21 protein-coding genes and 1 tRNA gene are annotated in these 21985 nt (G+C 27.8%); 9 read left to right on the top strand and 13 right to left on the bottom strand.

What is annotated here, in order from left to right:
* The 8 genes from N3D74_03305 to N3D74_03270 form a co-directional block, all read right to left on the bottom strand.
* Positions 1–1105, bottom strand: a 1105-nt coding sequence (locus tag N3D74_03305; GenBank protein MCX8095201.1) for an ATP-binding cassette domain-containing protein, incomplete at its 3' end; no start/stop codon positions are given.
* Positions 1106–1157: 52 nt separating this feature from the next.
* The gene (locus tag N3D74_03300; GenBank protein MCX8095200.1) at positions 1158–2222 is read right to left on the bottom strand and encodes a BMP family ABC transporter substrate-binding protein; all 1065 of its coding nucleotides are present in this window, start codon (positions 2220–2222) and stop codon (positions 1158–1160) included.
* Between the two features lie 47 nt (positions 2223–2269).
* Positions 2270–3196, bottom strand: coding sequence for a nucleoside hydrolase (locus tag N3D74_03295; protein ID MCX8095199.1), 927 nt, complete (start codon positions 3194–3196; stop codon positions 2270–2272).
* A complete protein-coding gene (rbsK, locus tag N3D74_03290; protein MCX8095198.1) occupies positions 3193–4095 on the bottom strand; it encodes a ribokinase in 903 nt (300 codons plus the stop codon). Before rbsK ends, N3D74_03295 begins: the two co-directional genes overlap by 4 nt.
* 42 nt (positions 4096–4137) lie before the next feature.
* Positions 4138–4497 (bottom strand): type II toxin-antitoxin system PemK/MazF family toxin, encoded by a 360-nt coding sequence (locus tag N3D74_03285; protein MCX8095197.1) that lies wholly within the window; start codon positions 4495–4497, stop codon positions 4138–4140.
* Positions 4497–4763 (bottom strand): ribbon-helix-helix protein, CopG family, encoded by a 267-nt coding sequence (locus N3D74_03280; GenBank protein MCX8095196.1) that lies wholly within the window; start codon positions 4761–4763, stop codon positions 4497–4499. Before N3D74_03280 ends, N3D74_03285 begins: the two co-directional genes overlap by 1 nt.
* Positions 4760–5398 (bottom strand): ribulose-phosphate 3-epimerase, encoded by a 639-nt coding sequence (gene rpe, locus N3D74_03275; GenBank protein MCX8095195.1) that lies wholly within the window; start codon positions 5396–5398, stop codon positions 4760–4762. The genes N3D74_03280 and rpe overlap by 4 nt, the downstream gene beginning before the upstream one ends.
* Positions 5395–6066, bottom strand: a complete 672-nt coding sequence (locus N3D74_03270) for a PASTA domain-containing protein (protein ID MCX8095194.1) — start codon at positions 6064–6066, stop codon at positions 5395–5397. The genes rpe and N3D74_03270 overlap by 4 nt, the downstream gene beginning before the upstream one ends.
* A gap of 46 nt (positions 6067–6112) precedes the next feature.
* Here N3D74_03270 and N3D74_03265 point away from each other — a divergent pair, with 46 nt between their 5' ends.
* From N3D74_03265 to N3D74_03245, 5 genes are read left to right on the top strand one after another with little or no spacing between them, the layout of a single operon-like run.
* The gene (locus N3D74_03265; protein ID MCX8095193.1) at positions 6113–7042 is read left to right on the top strand and encodes a carbohydrate kinase family protein; all 930 of its coding nucleotides are present in this window, start codon (positions 6113–6115) and stop codon (positions 7040–7042) included.
* A complete protein-coding gene (locus N3D74_03260; GenBank protein ID MCX8095192.1) occupies positions 7042–7875 on the top strand; it encodes an FAD binding domain-containing protein in 834 nt (277 codons plus the stop codon). The genes N3D74_03265 and N3D74_03260 overlap by 1 nt, the downstream gene beginning before the upstream one ends.
* A complete protein-coding gene (locus N3D74_03255) occupies positions 7872–8342 on the top strand; it encodes a (2Fe-2S)-binding protein (GenBank protein MCX8095191.1) in 471 nt (156 codons plus the stop codon). Before N3D74_03260 ends, N3D74_03255 begins: the two co-directional genes overlap by 4 nt.
* Positions 8343–10673, top strand: a complete 2331-nt coding sequence (locus N3D74_03250) for a molybdopterin-dependent oxidoreductase (protein MCX8095190.1) — start codon at positions 8343–8345, stop codon at positions 10671–10673. It abuts the gene before it with no gap.
* Positions 10674–10696: 23 nt separating this feature from the next.
* Positions 10697–11734 (top strand): hypothetical protein, encoded by a 1038-nt coding sequence (locus tag N3D74_03245; GenBank protein MCX8095189.1) that lies wholly within the window; start codon positions 10697–10699, stop codon positions 11732–11734.
* 70 nt (positions 11735–11804) lie between these two features.
* Here the strand turns inward: N3D74_03245 and N3D74_03240 are convergent, their stop codons facing one another.
* The 5 genes from N3D74_03240 to N3D74_03220 all read right to left on the bottom strand — a co-directional run bounded on the left by N3D74_03240 (position 11805) and on the right by N3D74_03220 (position 19408).
* Positions 11805–14117 (bottom strand): transketolase, encoded by a 2313-nt coding sequence (locus tag N3D74_03240; protein MCX8095188.1) that lies wholly within the window; start codon positions 14115–14117, stop codon positions 11805–11807.
* A 26-nt stretch (positions 14118–14143) separates the two neighbouring features.
* A complete protein-coding gene (gene pruA, locus N3D74_03235) occupies positions 14144–15697 on the bottom strand; it encodes an L-glutamate gamma-semialdehyde dehydrogenase (protein ID MCX8095187.1) in 1554 nt (517 codons plus the stop codon).
* A gap of 65 nt (positions 15698–15762) precedes the next feature.
* Positions 15763–16374: a DUF998 domain-containing protein gene (locus N3D74_03230; protein ID MCX8095186.1), complete on the bottom strand. Its 612-nt coding sequence runs from the start codon at positions 16372–16374 to the stop codon at positions 15763–15765.
* 32 nt (positions 16375–16406) lie between these two features.
* Positions 16407–17969, bottom strand: a complete 1563-nt coding sequence (locus N3D74_03225; GenBank protein MCX8095185.1) for a polysaccharide deacetylase family protein — start codon at positions 17967–17969, stop codon at positions 16407–16409.
* A gap of 32 nt (positions 17970–18001) precedes the next feature.
* Positions 18002–19408 carry an RtcB family protein gene (locus N3D74_03220; protein MCX8095184.1) on the bottom strand — a complete coding sequence of 469 codons (1407 nt, stop codon included), beginning with the start codon at positions 19406–19408 and terminating at the stop codon, positions 18002–18004.
* A gap of 95 nt (positions 19409–19503) precedes the next feature.
* Here N3D74_03220 and N3D74_03215 point away from each other — a divergent pair.
* The 4 genes from N3D74_03215 (at position 19504) to rsmI (ending at position 21880) form a co-directional block, all read left to right on the top strand.
* A tRNA-Arg gene (locus tag N3D74_03215) sits at positions 19504–19579 on the top strand.
* 9 nt (positions 19580–19588) lie between these two features.
* A complete protein-coding gene (locus tag N3D74_03210) occupies positions 19589–20734 on the top strand; it encodes a hypothetical protein (protein MCX8095183.1) in 1146 nt (381 codons plus the stop codon).
* Positions 20731–21072 carry a hypothetical protein gene (locus N3D74_03205; GenBank protein MCX8095182.1) on the top strand — a complete coding sequence of 114 codons (342 nt, stop codon included), beginning with the start codon at positions 20731–20733 and terminating at the stop codon, positions 21070–21072. The genes N3D74_03210 and N3D74_03205 overlap by 4 nt, the downstream gene beginning before the upstream one ends.
* Position 21073: 1 nt before the next feature.
* Positions 21074–21880, top strand: coding sequence for a 16S rRNA (cytidine(1402)-2'-O)-methyltransferase (gene rsmI, locus N3D74_03200; GenBank protein ID MCX8095181.1), 807 nt, complete (start codon positions 21074–21076; stop codon positions 21878–21880).
* The last annotated feature ends 105 nt before the right edge of the window (positions 21881–21985 follow it).

Raw genomic sequence — 21985 nt, 5'->3', positions numbered from 1 at the left:
CTGAAAAATCAACTTTATAATATCTGTCAACTATTATATTTTCCTCTATTGTTGCTTTATCAGCAACTCCATCTTTCATTCTATCTTCAGGTATATGTGATACTTTTTTTTCTCTTATTTTTCTTGGAATCAAATTTGTAATATCTTCACCTTTCAAAAATATTTTTCCAGATGTTGGTTTTCTTAAACCAGTTAATATTTCAACAAGTTCTGTTTGTCCGTTTCCCTCGATCCCTGCGAGCCCCAAAATTTCATATGATTTTAATTGGAATGAAATACCTTTTAAAACTTTTATATTTTCTTCATTTATATAAACTATATCTTTTGCTTCAAGAATAACTTCACCTTCTTTTTCACTAGGTGGTATTCTTTCAAAACTAATATCTCTTCCAACCATAAGATATGCTATTTCATGTTCAGTTAGTTCTTTTGCATCTTTTGTTGCAACAATTTTTCCATCTCTCATTACAGTTATTTTATCTGCAATCTCTAAAACCTCTTTTAATTTGTGAGAAATAAAAATAATTGTTTTACCAGATTTTTTTAAAGCCCTTAATGTATTAAAAAGTACCTCAGTTTCTTGTGGTGTTAAAACTGAGGTAGGTTCATCAAGAATTAAAAGTTCTGCATTTCTTATTAATGCCTTTAAAATTTCAACTCTTTGTCTTAAACCAATTGGAAGATCTTTTATTTTTTTATCAAATGGAACTGGAAGACCAAACTCTTCTGAAAATTTTTTTGTTGTCTCAATCGCCTTTTTTGTATCAAGAAAAACACCTCTCTTTGGTTCTATTCCTAAAAGTAAATTTTCATAAACTGTAAGATCTGGTGCAAGCATGAAATGCTGATGAACCATTCCAATACCAATTTTTATTGCATCAAAAGGATTTTTTATTTTTATCTCTTTTCCTTTAAAAAAAATTTTTCCTTCTTGTGGTTCTTCAATTCCAAATATTATTTTCATTAAAGTTGTTTTACCTGCACCATTTTCCCCTACAATTGCATGAATTGTTCCTTCTTCAATATCTAATGAAACTCCTTTATTTGCAACAACTCCATTTGGATATACTTTTACTATATTTCTTACAGAAAGAATTACACCCATCTCTCCTCCATATTAAAAAGGGAGGCATAATGCCTCCCTTTATTTAACTTTATTACTGACCAAATGCTGTTTCTACCTTAATTTCTCCATTAATAATCTTTTGTTCAAGTTCTTTAATTTTATTTCTAAATTCTTCAGGCACAAGTTTTCTATAATTTTCATTATCAGCAACACCAACTCCATTCTCTTTAAGTCCAAGAGCTTCTGCTTGTCCATAAGGGCACTTTCCTTCAATGTGAAGTTTGATGCCTCTATAAATTGAGATATCAACATTCTTCATCATTGATGTTACAATGTAAGATGCTTTTTCTGGATCACTATCCTTAATCATAAGATATTGGTCTGAATCAACTCCAATTGCATATTTTTTCATTTCTTTTGCAGCATCAAGAAGCCCCAATCCTGTTTCACCTGCAACATTAAATGCAATATCTGCACCTTGTGTATATTGAGCTAAAACCAACTCTTTTCCTTTTGCTGGATCAGAAAATGAACCAGCATAAGATACAAGAACCTGAACTTCAGGATCAATATATTTTGCTCCTTGAATATATCCAACTTTAAAATCATTAATAACTGGTATATCCATTCCACCTAAGAAACCAATAATTTTTTGAGGATTTGCAAGTGGCATTTTTGATTTTGTTATTAATGCAGCAAGAGCACCAACTAAAAATGATGACTCATTTTGTTTATATAAAATTGAATATACATTTTGAAGATTTCCTTTTTTATAATCAACTGAGGTATCATAGGTGAAAAATCTTTTATTTGGATATTTAGGAGCTAATTTTTCAAGAATTTCCTGTAGTTGCCAAGTTCCAGCAATTATTATATCCCAATCTCCTTGACAGAGTTGTTCAATATCTGGTTCCCATCTTGCTGGATCATATCCACCTTCTATTGTTTTTCCTTCAATGCCAAGTTCTTTTATTGCCATCTCAAGACCTCTATTTGCAGAATCAAAGAATGATTTATCACCAAGAGTTCCATTAATATAAAGAACAACTTTTAATTTCTTTTCAGGTGGTTTTTCCTCTTTTTTCTTACAACCTGATAATGAGATTACACTAAAGATTAATACACTAATTAAAATGATTGATAATAATTTTTTCATAATTTAGCCTCCTTAATATATAAAATTTTTTAAATATTAGAAAATTTTTATAACCTCTCACCTCCCTTTAAAGAGTTTATTTTTTCTAATATTTTAAGAAAGTTCTCTTTATTAAATTCAGTTACAATTTCAATTTCATCTCCTTCCAAAACCACAGATGCTCCTCTTAATGATGTGTAATTTAGTTCCATTTGAATGTTTGATTTCCTTTTCATTTTAATAACTTTATCATCAATGTAAGTTGCCATGGCTACTGGGTCTGGAAGTGACATTCCTCTTATTCCTATATTTCTTTCAAAATATGAAACTGGATAATTTATTAAGGAAAAAAATAGTTTTCCAGCATGAGTTTTTATATCAACAACATTTTTTAATTCTTCCTCTAAAAAAACATTTTTTATTATAGGATCCCATGGAATAATTGTCATTTTTATTTTAGATTCAATTAAACTTTGTGCTGCTTCAGGATCTACAAAATAATTAAATTCAGCAAAGCGAGTGACATTTCCTCTTTCAATTGCTCCACCCATTGAATAGATTTGATTAATATAATTTTTTAAATCAGGAAAAAGATTAAGTGCAATAGAAATATTTGTTAATGGTCCAAGAGTTATTAAATCAATTCCACCTTCTTCTTTTGCAATTTCATAAATTGCTATTGGTGCAGGAATATCTTCTTCTTTTCTTAATGAATATTTTAAATCAACTTCTCCTAAACCATCCTTGCCATGAATTTTTGCTCCTCTTTCGAAAATATGAACAAGAGGTTTACTTGCTCCTTTATAAACTTTAATATCCTCTCTTTTAAAATAGTCAAGAATTCTTAAAACATTTTTTGTTACTTGATCTACATATGTATTTCCAGTTAATGTTGTTATACCTTTTATTTCAATTTCATTTTGATGCGCAAGAGCTATCATTATAGCAATTGCATCATCAATTCCTGCATCTGTATCAATAATTATTTTTCTCATTTATATTCCTCCATAAATTTAATAACTTCATCATAATTAGGACAAGATATGCTTGCCCCTTTCCTTGTTACAGAAATTGCAGCTGCAGCATTTGAAAATTTTAAAGAGTAAAGAACATCAAAATTTTTTTGTAAACAAACTGCAAATGCGCCATTGAAAATATCTCCTGCTGCTGTTGTATCAATTGCATTAACTTTATATGCAGGAACTCTATATTTAGTTCCATTTATATCTTTATAGTAAGAGCCATTTTCTCCAAGCTTTGCAATTACAGAAAAGGCTCCATTATCAAGTAAAAAATTTATCTTCTCTTCAAAATTTTTTATATTTTCAGTTAAAATTTCAAGCTCAGTTTCATTTGGGGTTAAGTAATCAACATAATGAAATATTTCAATAAATTCTTTTTTTGCAGGAGCTGGGTCAAAAATAACTTTTGCACCTTTTTCTTTTGCTATTTTTGCACTATTTATTATTGATTGAGTTGGAATTTCGCCTTGAAGAAGCAAAATATCTCCATACTTAATTTTTTTATTTAAAAACTCTATTTCATCTTCTCCGACTTTTCCATTTGCTCCCTCAATTATCACAATTTTATTTTTTCCATTTTTATCAACATTAATTATTGCTATTCCTGTATTAGTATTATTTTCAATTTTTATTTCATAATTCAATTTAAAATCATCAAGAGAATTCAATAAAAATTTTCCAAAATAGTCATCTCCTAATCTTCCAATGAATAAAACTTCGCCATTCAATTTCTTGACTGAAATTGCTTGATTTGCACCTTTACCACCTAATGAAGATAAAATAGAATTACCCTTTATTGTCTCCCCTATTTCAGGAAATTTTTCAACAAAAATAGTTAGATCAAAATTAATACTCCCTAAAACATATATCATGAGAATAAAATTTAATTATATATTTTTTAAAATAACATAATTTTATATTTTTATCAACCCCAAAGAAATTTTTAGAGCTATATCTACTTTTTCCATTGTCTCTTTTTTAAGTTTTCCTAATTTTTTTCTTAACCTTTTTTTATCAATTGTTCTAATTTGATTTAATAGAATATAACTTGTTTTATCAAGGCCTCCTTCTTTTTCATTTACTTTTATAACAATTGGATAAGCTTCTTCAATTTCTTTTGATGTAATAGCTGCAACTATTACAGTAGGTGAATATTTATTACCAATATCATTTTGAATTATTAAAACAGGCCTTAAACCACTCTGTTCTGAACCAGTAGAAGAGGAGAGGTCAACTAGATAAATCTCTCCTCTTTTAATTTGCTCCTTTTTCATTATTTTATATATTTGAAGATATCTCTAAAAAGTTCTTGTTCTATTTCAAAAAACTCTCTTGAAAAAAATAAACTAGTTTCTGAAGATTCTTTATATCCTTTTATCATTTCTTTTTTAATTCTTGTTTTTTTATCTTCAAGTGCAAGATAAAATGCAATAAGTTCTTTTATAAGATCTTCTTTTTTCTTTTTTTCTCTTTTTGCTTTTTTCTCAATTGCTTCTGCCAATTCTTTTGGCAGGTCAATAATTAATTTTTCGTTTTTCATAATAAATTCCTTAAAATATAAAGATTTTCTTTTTTATTTTTAAAAAAATAATCTCCAAAAACAACAATATCAACACCTATCTCCTTAAGTTTTAAAGCAATTTCATAATTTAAACCACCATCTACTTCAATTTGAAATTTGAGTCCCATCTCATTTTTTATGTTAACAATTTTTTGAATTTTTTCAATAGAACTTTCAATAAAATTTTGTCCAGAAAAACCAGGATTAACGCTCATTATTAATACATAATCTATATCTTTTATAACTGAATCAAGATTATAAATTGAAGTACCAGGGTTAATTGCTACTCCAGCAAGAGCACCTTTTATTTTTATATTATTTATTAGTCTATTTATATGATAGTTATTTTCAAGATGAACTGAAATCATATTTACTCCACAATCTATAAATCTATCTATGTATAATTCTGGTTTTTCAATCATAAGGTGTGCATCAAGTGGAAGATTTGTTAATTCTCTTACAGCTTTAACAATTGGGAATCCAAAAGAGATATTAGGAACAAAATGACCATCCATAATATCTAGATGTATTATATTTCCGAACTCTTCGGCAAGTTTAATTTCTATTTCAAGATTTTTAAAATTTGCTGCAAGAATAGATGGTGCAATTTTCATGGATTAACATATAGATCAATTATTGTATCCTTACTTCCATATGTTAAAGGTTCTGGATCTTGATCCCAAATGACACCAGAAGGATATGCTGGATTTGATTTTTTAATAACTTTTCCAACACTAAATCCACTTGTTATAATAACACTTTTCGCTTCATCAAGTGATAAACCAATAAGAGATGGAATTTGATAAAGAGTGCCTTTTGATATTTTTAAATCAATTTTTGTTCCTTCTTCAACATAAGTTTTCGGAGATGGGGTTTGTTCTATAATAATTCCAACTTCAACATTTGGAACAGATACTTCCTCAATATTTCCAAGTTGCAATTTGTTTTGATAAATTAATTCTTGTGCATCTTTAAAATTCATACCAATAAAATCTGGAACCAAAACTTTTGGAGGTCCACTACTAATAACAACATTTATTATTCTTCCTTTTTTAACAAGAACAAAAGGACCAGGGTCTTGTGAAATAATATAATCTATTGGGTAATCTTTTGCAAAATCAGATTTTATTACTTTTACAAGAAGCCCCTTTTCTTCAGCAACTTTTTCAGCATCTCTTAATTTTAAACCAATAAGTGATGGAACAGAAACAAGTTCTTCTTTTCCTGTTACACATGAAATCAAAGGAAGAGTTATTAGTATTGATATTATTATCAATATCATTTTTTTCATGCTTAAATTATATCATATAATTTTTATAGAGGATTTAATGGAAAAATCAGTTCTTGTATTAGGTGATAACTGTATAGATATAAGAATAAAAATAAAAAAGGAGAATTTTAAATTTAAGGATGATGAAAATTCTCATGTTAAGGAGTTGAAAGTTATTCCAGCAGGTACAGGTGTTAATTTCTCAGTTGCTTTAAGTAAACTTGGATTAAAAGCATACTATCTTTCATCTTTAAGTAATGATTCTTATGGTAAGATTATTTTTAACTTCTTAAAAGAGAATGGTGTGAATTGTAATTTTATAACATTTTCAGAAAAACATACAGCAATGATTATTATTATTTTAAATAACAAAGGAGAGAGAATTTCTTTTGCAAATTTAAAAAATGCAAGTTATTTAGATACAGAATTTGAAAAGATTTCTTTATCTTTTATTGAAAAATTTTCTATAGTTTATATATCTGGTGGTTTGCTTACAGAAAAGGATTTAAACAAAAGAACTTTAGAATTTTTGTATTCTATAAAAGATAAAAGCAAAATCTTTTTTGATTTAAATTATAGAATTGGAAAAAATGTTAGATTTTTCAAAGAATTTGCATATAAAATTTTGGAAATATCTCATTTTATTTTCACAAATGAAAGTGAATTGAGTATAATAAAAAGAGAGGTTTTAAAAAGATTTTTAAGTGAAGGGAAAATTTTTATTTTAAAAATGGGAGAGAAAGGATCTAAAATTATTTTTAAAAATGAAGAAATTTTTGTACCAGGTGTAAAGGTAAAAAGTATAGATACAACTGGTGCTGGTGATATTTTTAATGCAGCATTTATATATTCATATTTAAATAATTTTAACTATGAAAAATCTCTTTATTTTTCTAACTTAGTTGCTGCAATTTCAACAACTAAATTTGGAATATATATTCCTGATAAAAATTTATTAAATAAATATTTAAAAGAGAGGAGGAAATAATGCTTAAAAATGTGAAAGAATGGTTTTATCCCGAAACAATAGAGGAAACATATGAATTGCTTAAAAATTATGGATCAAAAGCTGAAATTGTTGGTGGTGGACTTGATATTGTTTGGAGAGAAAGAGATGACATTGAATATCTTATATTTCTTGAAAAACTCCCCTTGAGTTATATTAAGGTTGAGAGTGATTCAGTAAAAATAGGTTCAACAACATCAATTGGAAAAATTGAAAGATCTGAAGATCTTAAAAATTTTTTAAGAGGTTCATTTATAAATTCAATTTCTAAAATAGCAACTCCAATTTTAAGAAACATTATGACTTTAGGGGGTACTATTGCAAGAGGTTATGGTTGGTCAGATATTTTAACAATTTTTATGACACTTGAGTCAAAAATCAATATTTATAATGGTGAGTACCTTTCTATTAAATTAGAAGATTTTATTGATTATAAAAAGAAAAATGAAAAATTCATAATAACTGAAATTGAATTACCTTTCTTTGATTTAACATATCACTTTTCTTATATAAGATTCACAAGAACAAGTGCAGATATTCCTTTAATTAATGAGGGGATATTATTAAAAATTGAGAATGGTATTATTAAAAAATCAAATATCTTAATTGGAGGAAGACCAAATTTTCCCATACACCTAAAGAATGTTGAAGAATTTTTATATGAAAAACAACTTACAGAGGAAAATATAAATTTTGCAAAAGAGTTGATTGATATTCCATTGTATGATGATTTAAGAGCATCAAAAGAGTATAGATTAGAACTTTCAAAAGTTTTAACTAAAAGAAATTTAGAAAAAATTAAGGAGGATTTATGATAGTAAAATTTTTTTTAAATGGAGAAGAAGTTTGTTATGATGCTAATCCTGGAGAATCACTTTTTGAACTTTTAAGAAGATATAATCATACTGAAATTAAGGGAAATAATTGCAAAAGTGGAGAGTGTGGTGCCTGTACCGTTCTTGTTGATGGAGATCCAATACCATCATGCTCTTATCTTGCTGGAAAAGTTAACGGTAAAAATGTAATTACTGTTAAGGGTATAGGAGATTTTGATAATCCTCACTTAATTCAAAAGGTTTTTGTTGAAGAAGGAGCAATACAATGTGGTTATTGTATTCCAGGGATAATTGTTTCAGTATATAGTTTATTAAATTTAAATCCTAAACCAACTGAAGAAGATATAAGAATTGCTCTTTCAAGTCACATTTGTAGATGTACTGGTTATGTTCAACAAATAGATGCAACTAAAAAGGTTATTCAAATATTAAAAGGAGAAAGATAAATGAGCAAAATAATAAAGGAAGAAATTTTTATTGAAAAGAAAATAATTGGAAAAAATGTAGAGAAATATGATGGTTTACCTCTTGCAGTGGGGAATCCTCTTTTTACAGATGACATTTTTTTACCAAATATGCTTCATGGAAAATTTTTATTAAGTCCTTATCCTCATGCAGAAATTGTTGACATTGATGAGAGTGAAGCACTTAAAATCCCTGGAGTAAAACTTATTTTATCTTATAAAAACACACCAAGAATTCCTCATACAACTGCAGGTCAAGGTTATCCAGAACCTTCTCCTTATGATCACTTTATGTTTGATAAAAAAGTAAGGCATGTTGGTGATAGAGTTTGTGCTGTTTGTGCTGAAACACTTGAGGCAGCAGAAGAAGCAATTTCAAAAATAAAAGTAAATTATAAGGAACTTCCTTTTGTTCTTGATCCTGATGAAGCGATGAAAGGTGAAGTAATAATTCATGATGAAGAAGATACTAAAGGAATTTATGATAAAAGAAGAAACATAATATCTCATGTTGAATTAAATATTGGAGATTTTGAAAAGGAATTTAATGAATCACATTATAAAATTGAAAAAGAATTTTTTATAACCCAACCAGTTCAACATACACCAATAGAAACTCATATAACAATAACATATTTTGACGAATATGGAAACCTTGTAGTTAGAACAAGTACACAAGTTCCATTTCATATTAGAAGAATTTTATCTAAAATTCTTGAATTTCCAATGAAAAAAATAAGAGTAATTAAACCAAGGATTGGTGGTGGTTTTGGAGTGAAACAAGAAATGATTTTAGAAGATGTATGTGCCTTAATGACTTTAAGAACAAAAAGACCAGTAAGAATTGAATACACAAGAAAAGAGGAATTTATTGCTTCAAGATTAAGGCATCCTTCAAAAGTTTGGGTAAGCTTAGGAGCAGATAAATCAGGAAAATTAAATGCAATTCAACTTAAAGTTTTATTAAATAATGGTGGATATGGAACACATGGACCAACAGTGCTTTTCAACTCAGGAAGTAAAACACTTCCACTCTATAATAAAGCAGAGAGCATTTCTTTTATAGGTGATGCTGTTTATACTAATTTACCTACATCAGGTGCATTTAGAGGATATGGTGCAACAAATGGTTATTTTGCTCTTGAAAGTGCAATGGATGATCTTGCAGAATTAATTGGAATTGATCCAATTGAATTGAGAAAAATTAATCACATAAAAGAAGGAGAAACTTCACCTGTTTTTGAAAAATTAGGAGAAGGAAGAGAAGGTGTCGTTCAATATATTGAAAGTTCAGGTTTAGAAAAATGTATTGAAATAGGGAAAAAAGAAATTGAATGGGAAAAGTGGAGAGGTAAAAGAATAAGAAATGGTAGTTATGTTAGAGGAGTAGGAATGGCAATTATGATGCAAGGTTCAGGGATTCCTTTAATTGATATGGCAAGCGCAAGAGTAAAACTCAATGATGATGGAACATTTCACCTTTTTGTTGGTGCAACAGATATTGGAACAGGTTCAGACACGGTTCTTGCACAAATTCTTGCTGAAGAGTTAAGTGTTCCTTATGAAAAGATAAAAGTTTATTCTTCTGATACAGATTTTACTCCTTTTGATACTGGAGCATATGCTTCAAGTACAACTTATATTTCAGGTGGTGCAGTACAAAAGGCAGGTAAATTAATTAAGAATAAAATTTTAGAATATGCTTCAAAAATTTTAAATGAGTATCAAGAAGATTTAAAAATAGAGGACGATTTTGTTATATCAAAATTAACAGGAAATAAAATTTCTTTAAAAGAAATTGGAGAAAAAAGTTTTTATGATTTTGAACAAGAGCAGATTGAAGCAACAGCATCCTTTGTTTCTCCAAAATCACCTCCACCATTTGCAGCACATTTTGTTTTAATAGATGTTGATTTAGAAACTGGCAAAATTATTCCAATAAAATATGTTGCAATAAATGATATAGGAACTATTGTTCATCCAAATCTTGCAAAAGGTCAAGCAATTGGCTCAATTGTTCAAGGATTAGGTTATGCCTTAACTGAAGAGTTGATTTATTCAAATAGAGGTGTGCCATTAAATGCAAATTTCCTTGATTATAAAGTTTTAACTGCACTTGATATTCCAGAAATTATTGTAAAATTTGTAGAAACATATGAACCAACAGGTCCTTTTGGAGTAAAATCTGTAGCAGAAATTAACATAAATGGACCTGCCCCAGCAATTAGAAATGCTTTCTTAGATGCTACAGGAATAAAACTAAATTTTCTCCCATTTACTCCAGAAAAAGTATGGAGAGCTTTAAAGGGGTAAATTATTATAGGAGGTTTATATAAATGATAAAAGAAGAAACAAAAAGTTTAATCAAGGACTATTATAAGAAAATAAAAAATTTAAAAAATTTTAAATTAGATTATGAATTGAAATTAAAAAACAGAGAAAAAATCTTATTTTATCTTAAACAAGAAGAGCTAGATTCATTAGATGAATTTAAATTTAAAGAGATAATTTCAAACCTTTGGGCAACTGAATTTTGGACAAACAAAGATTATCAAATTAAAAATATTATTGATGCAAATGGAATCACAAAGATTAAAAATGAATTAATTCAATTATTATATGGTAAAGAAAATATTGATATTAGATTTGATAGATTTAGAAAAGAAGTTAAATATATAGGTCCAGCTTCAATTACTGAAATATTATGTTTTTTTGACCCTCAAAATTATATTATATGGAATGATAAAGCAAGAAAAGGTTTATCAAAATTAAAAATTGAGAACCAAATAATCAAAAAATATTACATTAATGGTAAAGAATATTTAGATCTTATAAAGTTATACAGAGAGCTCCTTGAAATATTAAAAGAAATAAATTATCCTTATTTAGATATGCTTGGAGTTGACCATTTTTTATATGAAATTTCTGTTTATTCCGAAGAAAATTATGTAGAAGAAGATTTTGAGTTTGATCATGACGAAATTAGAGACAAGATAAAGGAAATAGGGGATTGGTTAGGTTTTGAAACATCTATAGAGGAATTAATTGCAAAAGGAGCAAAAGTAGATGTTGTATGGAGAGCAAAGATAGGTAATTTAGGAATGGTGACTTATATTTTCGAAGTTCATAAAAAGGGGTCAATAGATAGCTTAATTTTAAATTTATTAAAGTCTGTAAATAATCCAACTGTTCAAAAAATCATAGCTGTTTCAAATACAAAAATGATTGAAGAGATTAAAAAAGAAACAGAAAATTTAAAAGAAGATTTTAAAAAATTATTAACTTTTTGGGATATTAAAGAAGTTTTATTAACACATGAAAATTTATCAAAAGTTATTGATAATATTAATAAATTATCTCTAATAAAATTTTAACAATATAAATTAAAAAGAGGGAGAGCCTATCTCCCTCTTAAAAATTTTTCTAATCTAAAAAATCTCAAAATTAAATATTGAAATACTCTTTAATTTTCTTTAATCTTTTTTCCTTATCCATTGCGAATTTTTTAATACCTTCGAAGATGTATTCTTTTGTAAGATGAGCCTCTTCAAGGACATCTTCAACTGTTCCACCAGTTCTCCATCTATTATCCCAATCAGAAGACATTGAATACTCTTCATTAACTTTTGAGAATAACCAATCACTCATATTTTTTAAGCATTCATTTGTTATAACCATTGAGTTTGCCCAATCTTCTTTTGGAAGTACTTTATTTCTATAATCTTCACTCTCTAACATAAAAAGTTCATAAGAACTTGCAACGATAATTTTAACATTTATTCCTTCTTCTTTGAATTTTGGTAAAATTTTTATAATTTCATTTACTGGACTAGTTCCCTGAACAATTACTGTTCCCATTTTTTCTTTACCAATCTCATAATCTCTTAAAATATAAGCACCATGAGCTGCTTCAAAGTGACTTGGAATTCCTAATTTTTCTCTATCTGGAATTTCAATTGGTGGTCTTGTAAGATGTAAAACAATTATTGGTACATTTTCTTTAAGTGCCCTACCCAATAAAACTGGAACTTCATTATATTCCCATGGATATAAACTAATAACTTGACCCTTTGGAAAGAGTTTTGTAACCCCTGTTGCAAAAATTCCGAAGTGAGTTCTTGAATCATCTGCAGTTTCTGGTCCAGAATGTCCTGCAACCCAAATAACTTTTCCTACTTTTATAGGACAATCTTGAGCAAGTTGAGAAAATAGTCTCATCATTCCATATTTTAAATAGGCAAATGAGCCATAAGTTGAACAAGCAGAATAATAACCTAAAAATTCTTTATAAGGATCTTTCGCAATATTTACTGTTTCAATACCTACGCAAATTCCAGAATTTACAAATTCAGTGATTTCTTGAGGAAGAAGAACTCCATCAATATTTTTTTCTTTGTCATACCAACCAAGTCCTGGAAAATCTCCAAAAGGAAGTCCAAAGCCATCAATATTTGTTGATTCAGTTAAATCTGCAGACATTGCAATAAAAAGCGGCCTTCCATATTTTTTATAAGTATATGAATTAATCCAAGCACCCCATTTTCTTAAAGCAGCTCTATTTGGTTGTTTTTCACCGGGTTTTGCCCAAATTTCTTGAGGATAGTTTCTGAAATCATAAATTGCATCATCATAAATTGGATTTCTTTCTCTATCAATTCTTAATGTTTCAATGTGATTTGGAACTTTTTCTCCCAATTCAAGTAATCTATCGGCTATAAATCTATAAACTTCTTTATTTTCTCTTAAAACTGATATAACTATATCAATATTTTTTTCAAATTGCTTCATTCTTTCTTCATAAGTAGGAGGTGGAGGTTCCATAAAACCTTCAAATTTTACTCCATATTTTTCTTGAAAAGGTGCCTTTGTTTGCCAAAATATCTCAGAATTCATTGGATGTGGAACACCATGAGATTTGTTGTCATACTTTAAATAATCTCTTCCCTTTTTTGTTTTAAAATATGCAACATTTGGTATATTTTTTTGTATATTTCCAAAAAGATCATCGATTGTTTCAAGAACAGATGGAAAATCATTTCCATTTAATGTTCCAACAACTCTCCATCCATGACAACCAAACCACTCTTTTGGAGTATTTGGAACAGTTTCAGAGAGTGGGTGATCATCAATTCCGAAATTATTCCAATCGATTAAGAAAAAGAGGTTATCAAGTCCAAGAGCCCATGCAGAATTCATTGTTTCATGTGCGCCACCTGGAGTAAGTCCTGCATCTCCTTCAAAAACTACAACTTTAACTCCATCTGCTCCCATTTTTTTAAGTGCAATTGCTTCACCAACTGACGCTGTTATACCATGTCCAGATGGACCAGTATTAAATTTAAGTATAAGAGTTTTCCCTCCCATTTCAGCATGTCCTGGAAGTCCTCCTCTTCTTCTAAATGTTAAAAGATCTTTTGGATAAAGAGTTGATTCAATATCTTTTGGAAGATATCTTGAATCTTTTGTTTCTTCATATCTTAATCTCATTGCCTCATTAAAAACTGCAAGTGTTGCATAAACAAGAGGAATTGTATGTCCAGCAGCAAGAATTATTCTATCATTAAAAGGTTTAGCTGGATCTCTTATGTCATATCTTAAATGTTTTGAAAGAAGAGTTGAAACAAACATGTGAACCTTTGATCTTGATCCACCAGGATGCCCACTTTGTCTATAATTTAACATTAAATCAATTAATTGATCTACTAAATCTTTAACAACTTCTAACTTTTGAACTTCCTCCAAATTAACTTTTTCCATAAAATCTCCTTAAAAATAAAGTTTTTTTATTCACCTAAATAATGTCCTATTGCTTTTGCCTGTAAAAATAAAAGGAGGTAATCTGGTCCTCCTGCTTTGGAATCTGTTCCAGACATATTAAAACCTCCAAAAGGATGAACTCCAACAAGAGCACCAGTACATTTTCTATTAATATAAAGATTACCACAATGCATTTCTCTTTTTGCTCTTTCTATTTTTTCTTTATCCTTTGTATATATTGCACCAGTTAGTCCATATTCAGTATCATTAAACATATCTATTGCTTCATCAAGATTTTTATATTTAACAATTCCTACAACTGGTCCAAAAATTTCTTCTTTCATTAACCTTCCTTTAATATCAACATCTACAAAAAGAGTTGGTTTAATGAAAAATCCTTCTCTATTTTCAAATGGTTCTCCACCAAGAAGTAATTTCCCTTCCTTTTTTCCTATTTCTATATATGACATAATTTTATTAAATGATGATTCATTTATTACTGGTCCAAGATAATTTTCAAAATATTTTGTTGGTCCAATTTTTATCTCTTTAACTTTATTTACAAATTTCTCTAAAAATTCATCATAAATTTTTTCATGTAAGAATAATCTTGATAATGCAGAACACTTTTGGCCTTGAAATCCAAAAGCAGAGTGAAGACATCCTTGAACTGCACTGTCTATATTTGCATCATCTTCAACTATTATTCCATTTTTTCCACCCATTTCTGCAACAACTCTTTTAATCCAAATTTGTCCTTCTCTATGTTTTCCTGCTTCTTCAACAATGCGAAGACCAACCTCTTTTGATCCAGTAAATGATATAAATCTTGTTTTTGGATGTTTAACTAAATATTCTCCTACAGTTGAGCCTGGACCTGTTACAAGATTAACAACTCCATCTGGAACTCCTACCTCTTCTAAAACTTCCATAAATTTTGTTGCAATTAATGGTGCATCACTAGAGGGTTTTAAAACAACAGTATTTCCAGTAACAATCGCTGATGTTGTCATTCCTACAAGAATAGCAAGTGGAAAGTTCCAAGGAGGAATAACTGCACCTGCACCAAGAGGAATATAAATCATTTCATCTTTTTCATTATCATATTGAGTCACAGGTTGTCCTTTGTCATATTTAAGAGCCTCTCTTGCATAATATTCACAAAAATCTATTGCTTCAGCAGTATCAGCATCTGCTTCAAACCAATTTTTTCCAACTTCTAAAATTAAATATGAATTAAATTCAAACCTTCTTTTTCTTAGAGTATCTGCAATTTTAAATAAATATTCTGCTCTTTTTTCAGCATTTACATATTTCCAAGTTTTAAATGTACACCATGCAACTTTTAATGCTTCTTCTGCGTGTTCTTCATTTCCTTTTTGGAACAACCCAATAACTTCATCTTTCTTTGATGGGTTTATTGATTTGAATTTATCATTTGATTTTATCCTTTTTCCCCCAATAATCATTTCATACTCTTTTCCAAACTCGCTCTCAGTTTTTTTAATAGCCTCCTCCATTAATTTTCTGTTCTCTTCATTTTTGAAGTCAACTAATGGTTCATTTTTAAACTCTTTCATAAATCCCTCCTATAATAAAAATTACCGAATTAAATTTTATCATATTAACTTAAAAAAAGAAAAAATTATTTTAACGCTTTTCTATTTTCCTTTCTTTGAATTTCAATAAAAATTATTAACCATACAAGTGAAAAAAATAATATAAATCTTTCAATTAAACCTGCATAATTTTGAAAATTATAAATTACAATTCCAAAAATTGAGAGATTAATTCCTGTAATAAAACTTAATAATTTTTTAATATTTGATTTGTCAAATATGGTAATAGTTAATAAAAATAAAACAGAAACAAAATAAATTGAATAAGCAAAAATTAAGTGCAGTTGATTTTCTAAAACATTATATTCTAATCCAGACAATATAGGAGCATCATTAAAAAATGATATTAAAATAAAACCAATACCAATCAAACTTAAAAAAAACAAATAAACTTTTATTCTTACATTTAAAAAAACTTCTAAAATTATACTAATACCTAAAATAAAAAATGCTGTATTAATAACAATTGAATAAGGTGTATTTTGTGCACCTAAACGGCTTACAGTATTAAGTATAAAATCATAACCTTCATATGTAAAAAAAGGAAGTATAATAATAATTATAAGTAAAAAGATTGAACTAATTAAAATTAATTTACAATTTTTTAATTTTTTAAAAAAATTAATTTTTTTTAACATTTTAATAATATTACCAATATTTTTAAATTTTTCTAGTTTATTATTTGTTTAATATCTGTGCTTCTATAAATAGAATATCTTTTTAATTCAAATTTTGATGTTCTTTTTAAATTTATTCCTTTATAAACTGTAAATCCAAATATAAAGCCACTTTCTTTTAAAAATTGAATTGTATCATTAGAATATTCTCCATAGGGATATGCAAATGAAATTACTTTATTTTTAACATTTTTTTCTATTTCTTCTTTTGATTTTTTAAAGTCTTCTAGAACTCTATTTTTAAAACTTTCAAAGCCCTCATTGTCGCCATTTTTTGAAATAATTGATATAAATTTTCCTTCACTTGAATGTGTTTTGTGGGAATCAAATGTGTGAGAACCGATTGAAAAAACACCACTTTCATACATTTCTTTTAAATTTTCCCATGTTACATAATTATTTACTCTCCCTACTCTTCCTACAATTACAAAAAATGTGGCTTTAAAACCATATTTTTTTAAAATTGGATATGCAAACTCATAAACACCTTTTAAGCCATCATCGAATGTTATTAATATGCTTTTTTTAGGAATCTCTTTTTCATTAATATAATAATCATAAAGTTCTTCAATTGAAATAGATTTATAACCTTTTTCTTTTATATATTTTATCTGATTTTCAAACTCCTCAGGAGTAATTGTATATATATTTCCACCTTTATTACTTACATTGTGATAGCATAATACAGTTAATCCTTCATTAAATATCTTTATTTTTATTTCTTGAAGTGAAGATGACCCCAGAAATTTTGATTCTGGATCTTTTGCAAAAATTGTATAAATTCCAGGTAAAAGAATTAAATTTGTAAAAAAATTTCCATCAGGATCAACCTTAATTTCTCTATATGGTTTATTGTTTAAATATATAACTATGTTTTTATCTTCTTCATAAAATCCAAAAAGAGAAATTTCATTTGAAGTTGTTTCAAGGCCATCAAGAGGAGAATATATAACAGGATCTGAATTTATAACATAAAAAATTTTTGTATCTTCCAATTTATCTCCTTTTAGATCAATTCCTTCAAACTTAATAATGTGGCTTCCTTCGCTTACGAAGTTTGAAATTGTGTATTTTTCTTGCCAGATATCTTTTTCTTTTGAATAATTTAAATTTAAAACTGTTCCATCATCAAAAATAGCTTTTATCTCTTTTAATGGAGTTGAAGATATAGATTCTATTGTTATTTCTCTCCCAGATCTTATATAAATTGGGTATATTATATTTTCCCAAATTGGAATTTCAGAGTTTAATATTACATTTATTTCCTTTTTAAATAAGATCTCTTTTATATAAAAAGTTGTTATTAATTTATATTCTCCATCAGAAATCTCTTGTGGAAAAGAAGAGTATAATCTATTTTCTTTTATTTCATATTCTAAATTTTTTGTTAAATTTTCACCAAAAAGAGTTATTTTTAAGTCTTTTATATCTTTTAGATCTGAAAATTCAACAATTATAAGTTCTCCTTTTGTTACATAATCTCCATCTTGGGGGAAAACAAAACTAAAGTTTATCTTTGGATTATTATTACAAGAAAAAAAGAAGGGGAGGAGCAAAAGTAAGATAACTCCTCCCAAAATTCCTTTTTTTATCCTTTCATAACTGCAATTGGTTTTAATTTTGCAACTTTTATTGATATTCCCTCCTCGTGTAAAACATCAACAACATCTTGAACATCTTTATATGCTTCTGGTGATTCTTCAACTAATGTTTCTTTACTTTTTGCTTTAACTTTTATACCTCTTTTCCCAAGTGTATCTATAATCTCATTTGCATCTTCTTCTCTTAATGCTTCAGTTCTACTCATAACTCTTCCTGCTCCATGACAGGTTGAACCAAATGTTTCTTGCATTGCTTTATTAGTTCCAACAAGGACAAAAGAGTATCTTCCCATATCCCCTGGTACCAAAACAGGTTGTCCTATTGATTTATATTGAGGAGGAACTTCAGGGTGATTTGGTGGAAATGCTCTAGTTGCACCTTTTCTATGAACAACAACTTTAATTTTCTTTCCATTTATGGTGTGCTCTTCGACCTTTGCGATATTGTGTGCAACATCATAAATTATCTCTAGACCCATCTCTCTATCAGGTTTTTTAAAAACTTCTTTAAATGTTTCTCTTGTCCAGTGAGTTATTAGTTGTCTATTTACCCATGCATAATTTGCTGCTGCAACCATTGCTGCGAAATATCTTTTTGCTTCAGGAGATGTAAATGGTGCTGCTGCAAGTTGTTTATCAACAAGTTTAATTCCATATTTTCTTGCTGCATTTAACATAACTTCTATATAATCTGATGCTACTTGATGTCCAAGTCCTCTGCTTCCTGTATGAATTAAAACTGTTATTTGTCCTTTAAATAAACCTAAAACTTTTGCAATTTCTTCATTATAAACTTCTTCAACAACTTGAATCTCAAGAAAGTGGTTTCCTGCACCAAGTGTTCCAAGTTGAGGTCCACCTCTTTCTTTGGCTCTACTTGAAACTGCACCAGGATCTGCACCTTGCATACTTCCATGCTCTTCAATTGTTTCAAGATCTTCTGGCCTTCCATAACCTTTTTCAATTGCCCATTTAACTCCTTTTAACATTACATCATCAAGGTCTCTTGGACCTAAGCGAAGTTTTCCACTTGAACCTACTCCAGAAGGAATATTTACAAATAATTTATTCAAAAGTTCTTCTAATTTTCCTTGTATTTCTTCTTTTTTAAAATTTGTTCTTAAAAGTCTAACTCCACAATTTATATCATATCCTACACCGCCAGGTGAAATAACTCCTTTTTCGACATCAAAACCAGCAACTCCTCCAATTGGAAATCCATAGCCCCAATGAATATCTGGCATTGCCATGGATGCTTTAAGAATTCCTGGAAGTGTTGCAACATTTGCAACTTGTATTGGTGATTTATCCATTAAAATTTTTGGAATCATTTTATCAGATGCATAAATAATTCCTGGTACATTCATTCCAGGAATTGTTCCAACCTCAATCATATACTTTGTATTTGAAACCTTCTTTAATTGTTCTCTTCTTATCTCCATCACTTCCTCCTTGAACAATTCTTTTATTTATTATACAATAATTTAAAGCGCCCGTAGCTTAAGTGGATAGAGCAGTAGCATCCGGAGCTACGGATAGGGGTTCAAATCCTCTCGGGCGCACCAAAGGGGATCATGGAAGAATTAATACCTTTAATTGAATTTTATAGAAAGAAAGTTGAGAGAAATCCACAACTGTTATCTTCACATGCAGTTTTATCTGAATATCTTATATTAAATGGAAATTATGATGAAGCAACATTAATAAGTTTAAAAAGTTTACTTGTTTTACCATCTTTTATAAGATCTCAAATAGATTTATCAATATCATATCTTATGAAAAATGATTTTAAATCGAGTGAAATTGAATTAAAACAAGCTCTAAAAATAGATCCTGAAAATGATTGTGTTTATTTTTTACTCGGATTAATATATTACATTCTAGGAGTAAATGATATTGCAATAAAATATCTTAAAGAAGGGTTTGATTATAATCCAAAAAATGTTTTTATAAGAAAATTATATTCTTTAATAACAAATGAAGAACTTCCTGATATATCAAAATTTAAAGACACTGAAACAAAGGTTTATAATGGTTTTATCTCAAGTAATGAGATGAAAAAAATTAAAGAAGAAAATGGAAATAAAAAGCCATATGAGGTTCTTTATGCATATACTTTAAGAAATGAAGATAGATTAATGGAAGCGATTGAAGAGTTGGAAAGAATTTTAATTTATCATCCATATTATCCTAAGGCTCTTTTTATTTTAGGAAAATTTCAAGAAATGGCTGGTAATAGAAGAAAAAAAGATGAATATTGGGAAAAGTGTTATGAAGTAGATCCTTTAAAAGATTTTATTAAAGCATTTTCTCAAGGATATGAAAATTATCATTTTGATAAAAGAGATTTTGAAGAGTTGGTATCTTTAAAAGATAAACTATATGAAAAAATATATAAAACTTTTGTAAAAGAAAAGGAATATATTATTGAAAAAATTGAAGAGAAAAAAATTGAAATTCCTCAAATAGAAGTTGAAGAAATAAAAGAAGAAGAGTTAGAAGAGATTAAAGAAGAGACAAAGATTTCTGAAGAAGAGTTAATTAAAGAAGAAATTGTTGAAAAAGAAGAGGTAAAATTACAAACTAAGCAAGAGGTAGAAGAGATTAAAGATAAAGAATATTACAAAAAATTAGGAGATGAATATTTAAAGAAAGGTATGTATAAAGAAGCAATTGAGATGTTTACAAAGGCACTTAATTTATCAAAGGAGAGAAAATGATAAAAGATATTTTATCTGAAATTTTAAAAACAAGCGGGGTTTTGGGTTATGTTTATGTAAATGCTCAAAAAAGAGAAACAATTTCAGAGCTATCTTCTGATTTTGAAGGAGAGATTTTAGGAGGGTTAGGTATTTCCTTAGTAGGTTTACTTACTGATATTTCAAATTCAATGTATATGGGAGAACTTGAGGAAGTAATTGTTGAGATGAAAAGAGGAAGATTAATCATTAATAAATTTGATGAAAGTATTTTAATTATAATAACAACCAAAGCAGGAAATCTTGGAACAATAAAATATTCTCTTAATAAGGTCATAAATAAATTAAAAGAATTTTAAATTGTTTGGCAAACTTTATATTGTATCTACACCAATAGGAAATCTTTCTGACATTACTATAAGGGCTTTAAAAATTTTAAGAGAAGTGGAAATAATTTTATGTGAAGATACAAGAGTAACAATTAAACTTTTGAATAGATACAGAATTAAAAATAAAAAACTTATCTCATATTTTGAAGGAAATGAAGCAAAAAGAAAAGATGAAATTATAGATTTATTGAAAAAAGGTAAAAATGTTGCACTTGTTTCTGATGCTGGAACTCCATGTGTTTCAGATCCAGGAGAAGTAATTGTTAAAGAAGCAATTAAACATGGAATTTTAATTGAAGTTATTCCAGGTCCATCTTCAATTATTAGCTCTCTTATTATATCTGGTTTAAAAACCACACCTTTTATATTTTTAGGATTTTTTCCAAGAAAAAAAGGTGAAATTGAAGATTTAATAAATAAATATTTTTTTATAAATGGAACAATTATTTTCTATGAATCTCCACATAGAATTTTAAAAACTCTTAAAATTTTAAAAGAGAAATTTCCTGAAAGAAATATATCAATTATAAAAGAATTAACTAAAATAAACGAGAAGGTTTATAGAGGCAAATTAAAAGAAGTTTTTTATGAAATAGAAAAAAGTGAAATTAAGGGAGAATATGTTATATTAATTGAGGGTATTGAAAGAAAAGAATGGGAAAAAGATTTTGAAATTTTAAAAAATCTAAGTTTTTCAAAAGAGGATATTTTGAAATTTATGACTAAAAAATATAAAGGAATAAAAAATATTTTAAAAAGAAAATTATATGAAGATTAATAATAATATTTTTACCCCTTAAAAAACAGTTTTTAATTTTAAAATAAATTTTTATAAAAAACAAGAATTTTTTAAAAATTTAAAAGATATAGAAAAAAAGAATTA

The sequence above is a fragment of the Caldisericia bacterium genome (genome assembly GCA_026414995.1).
In the GTDB taxonomy this organism is placed as follows: Bacteria; Caldisericota; Caldisericia; order B22-G15; family B22-G15; genus JAAYUH01.
The sequence above is the reverse complement of the archived record's forward strand: the minus strand, read 5'-3'. Positions and strand labels throughout refer to the sequence as shown.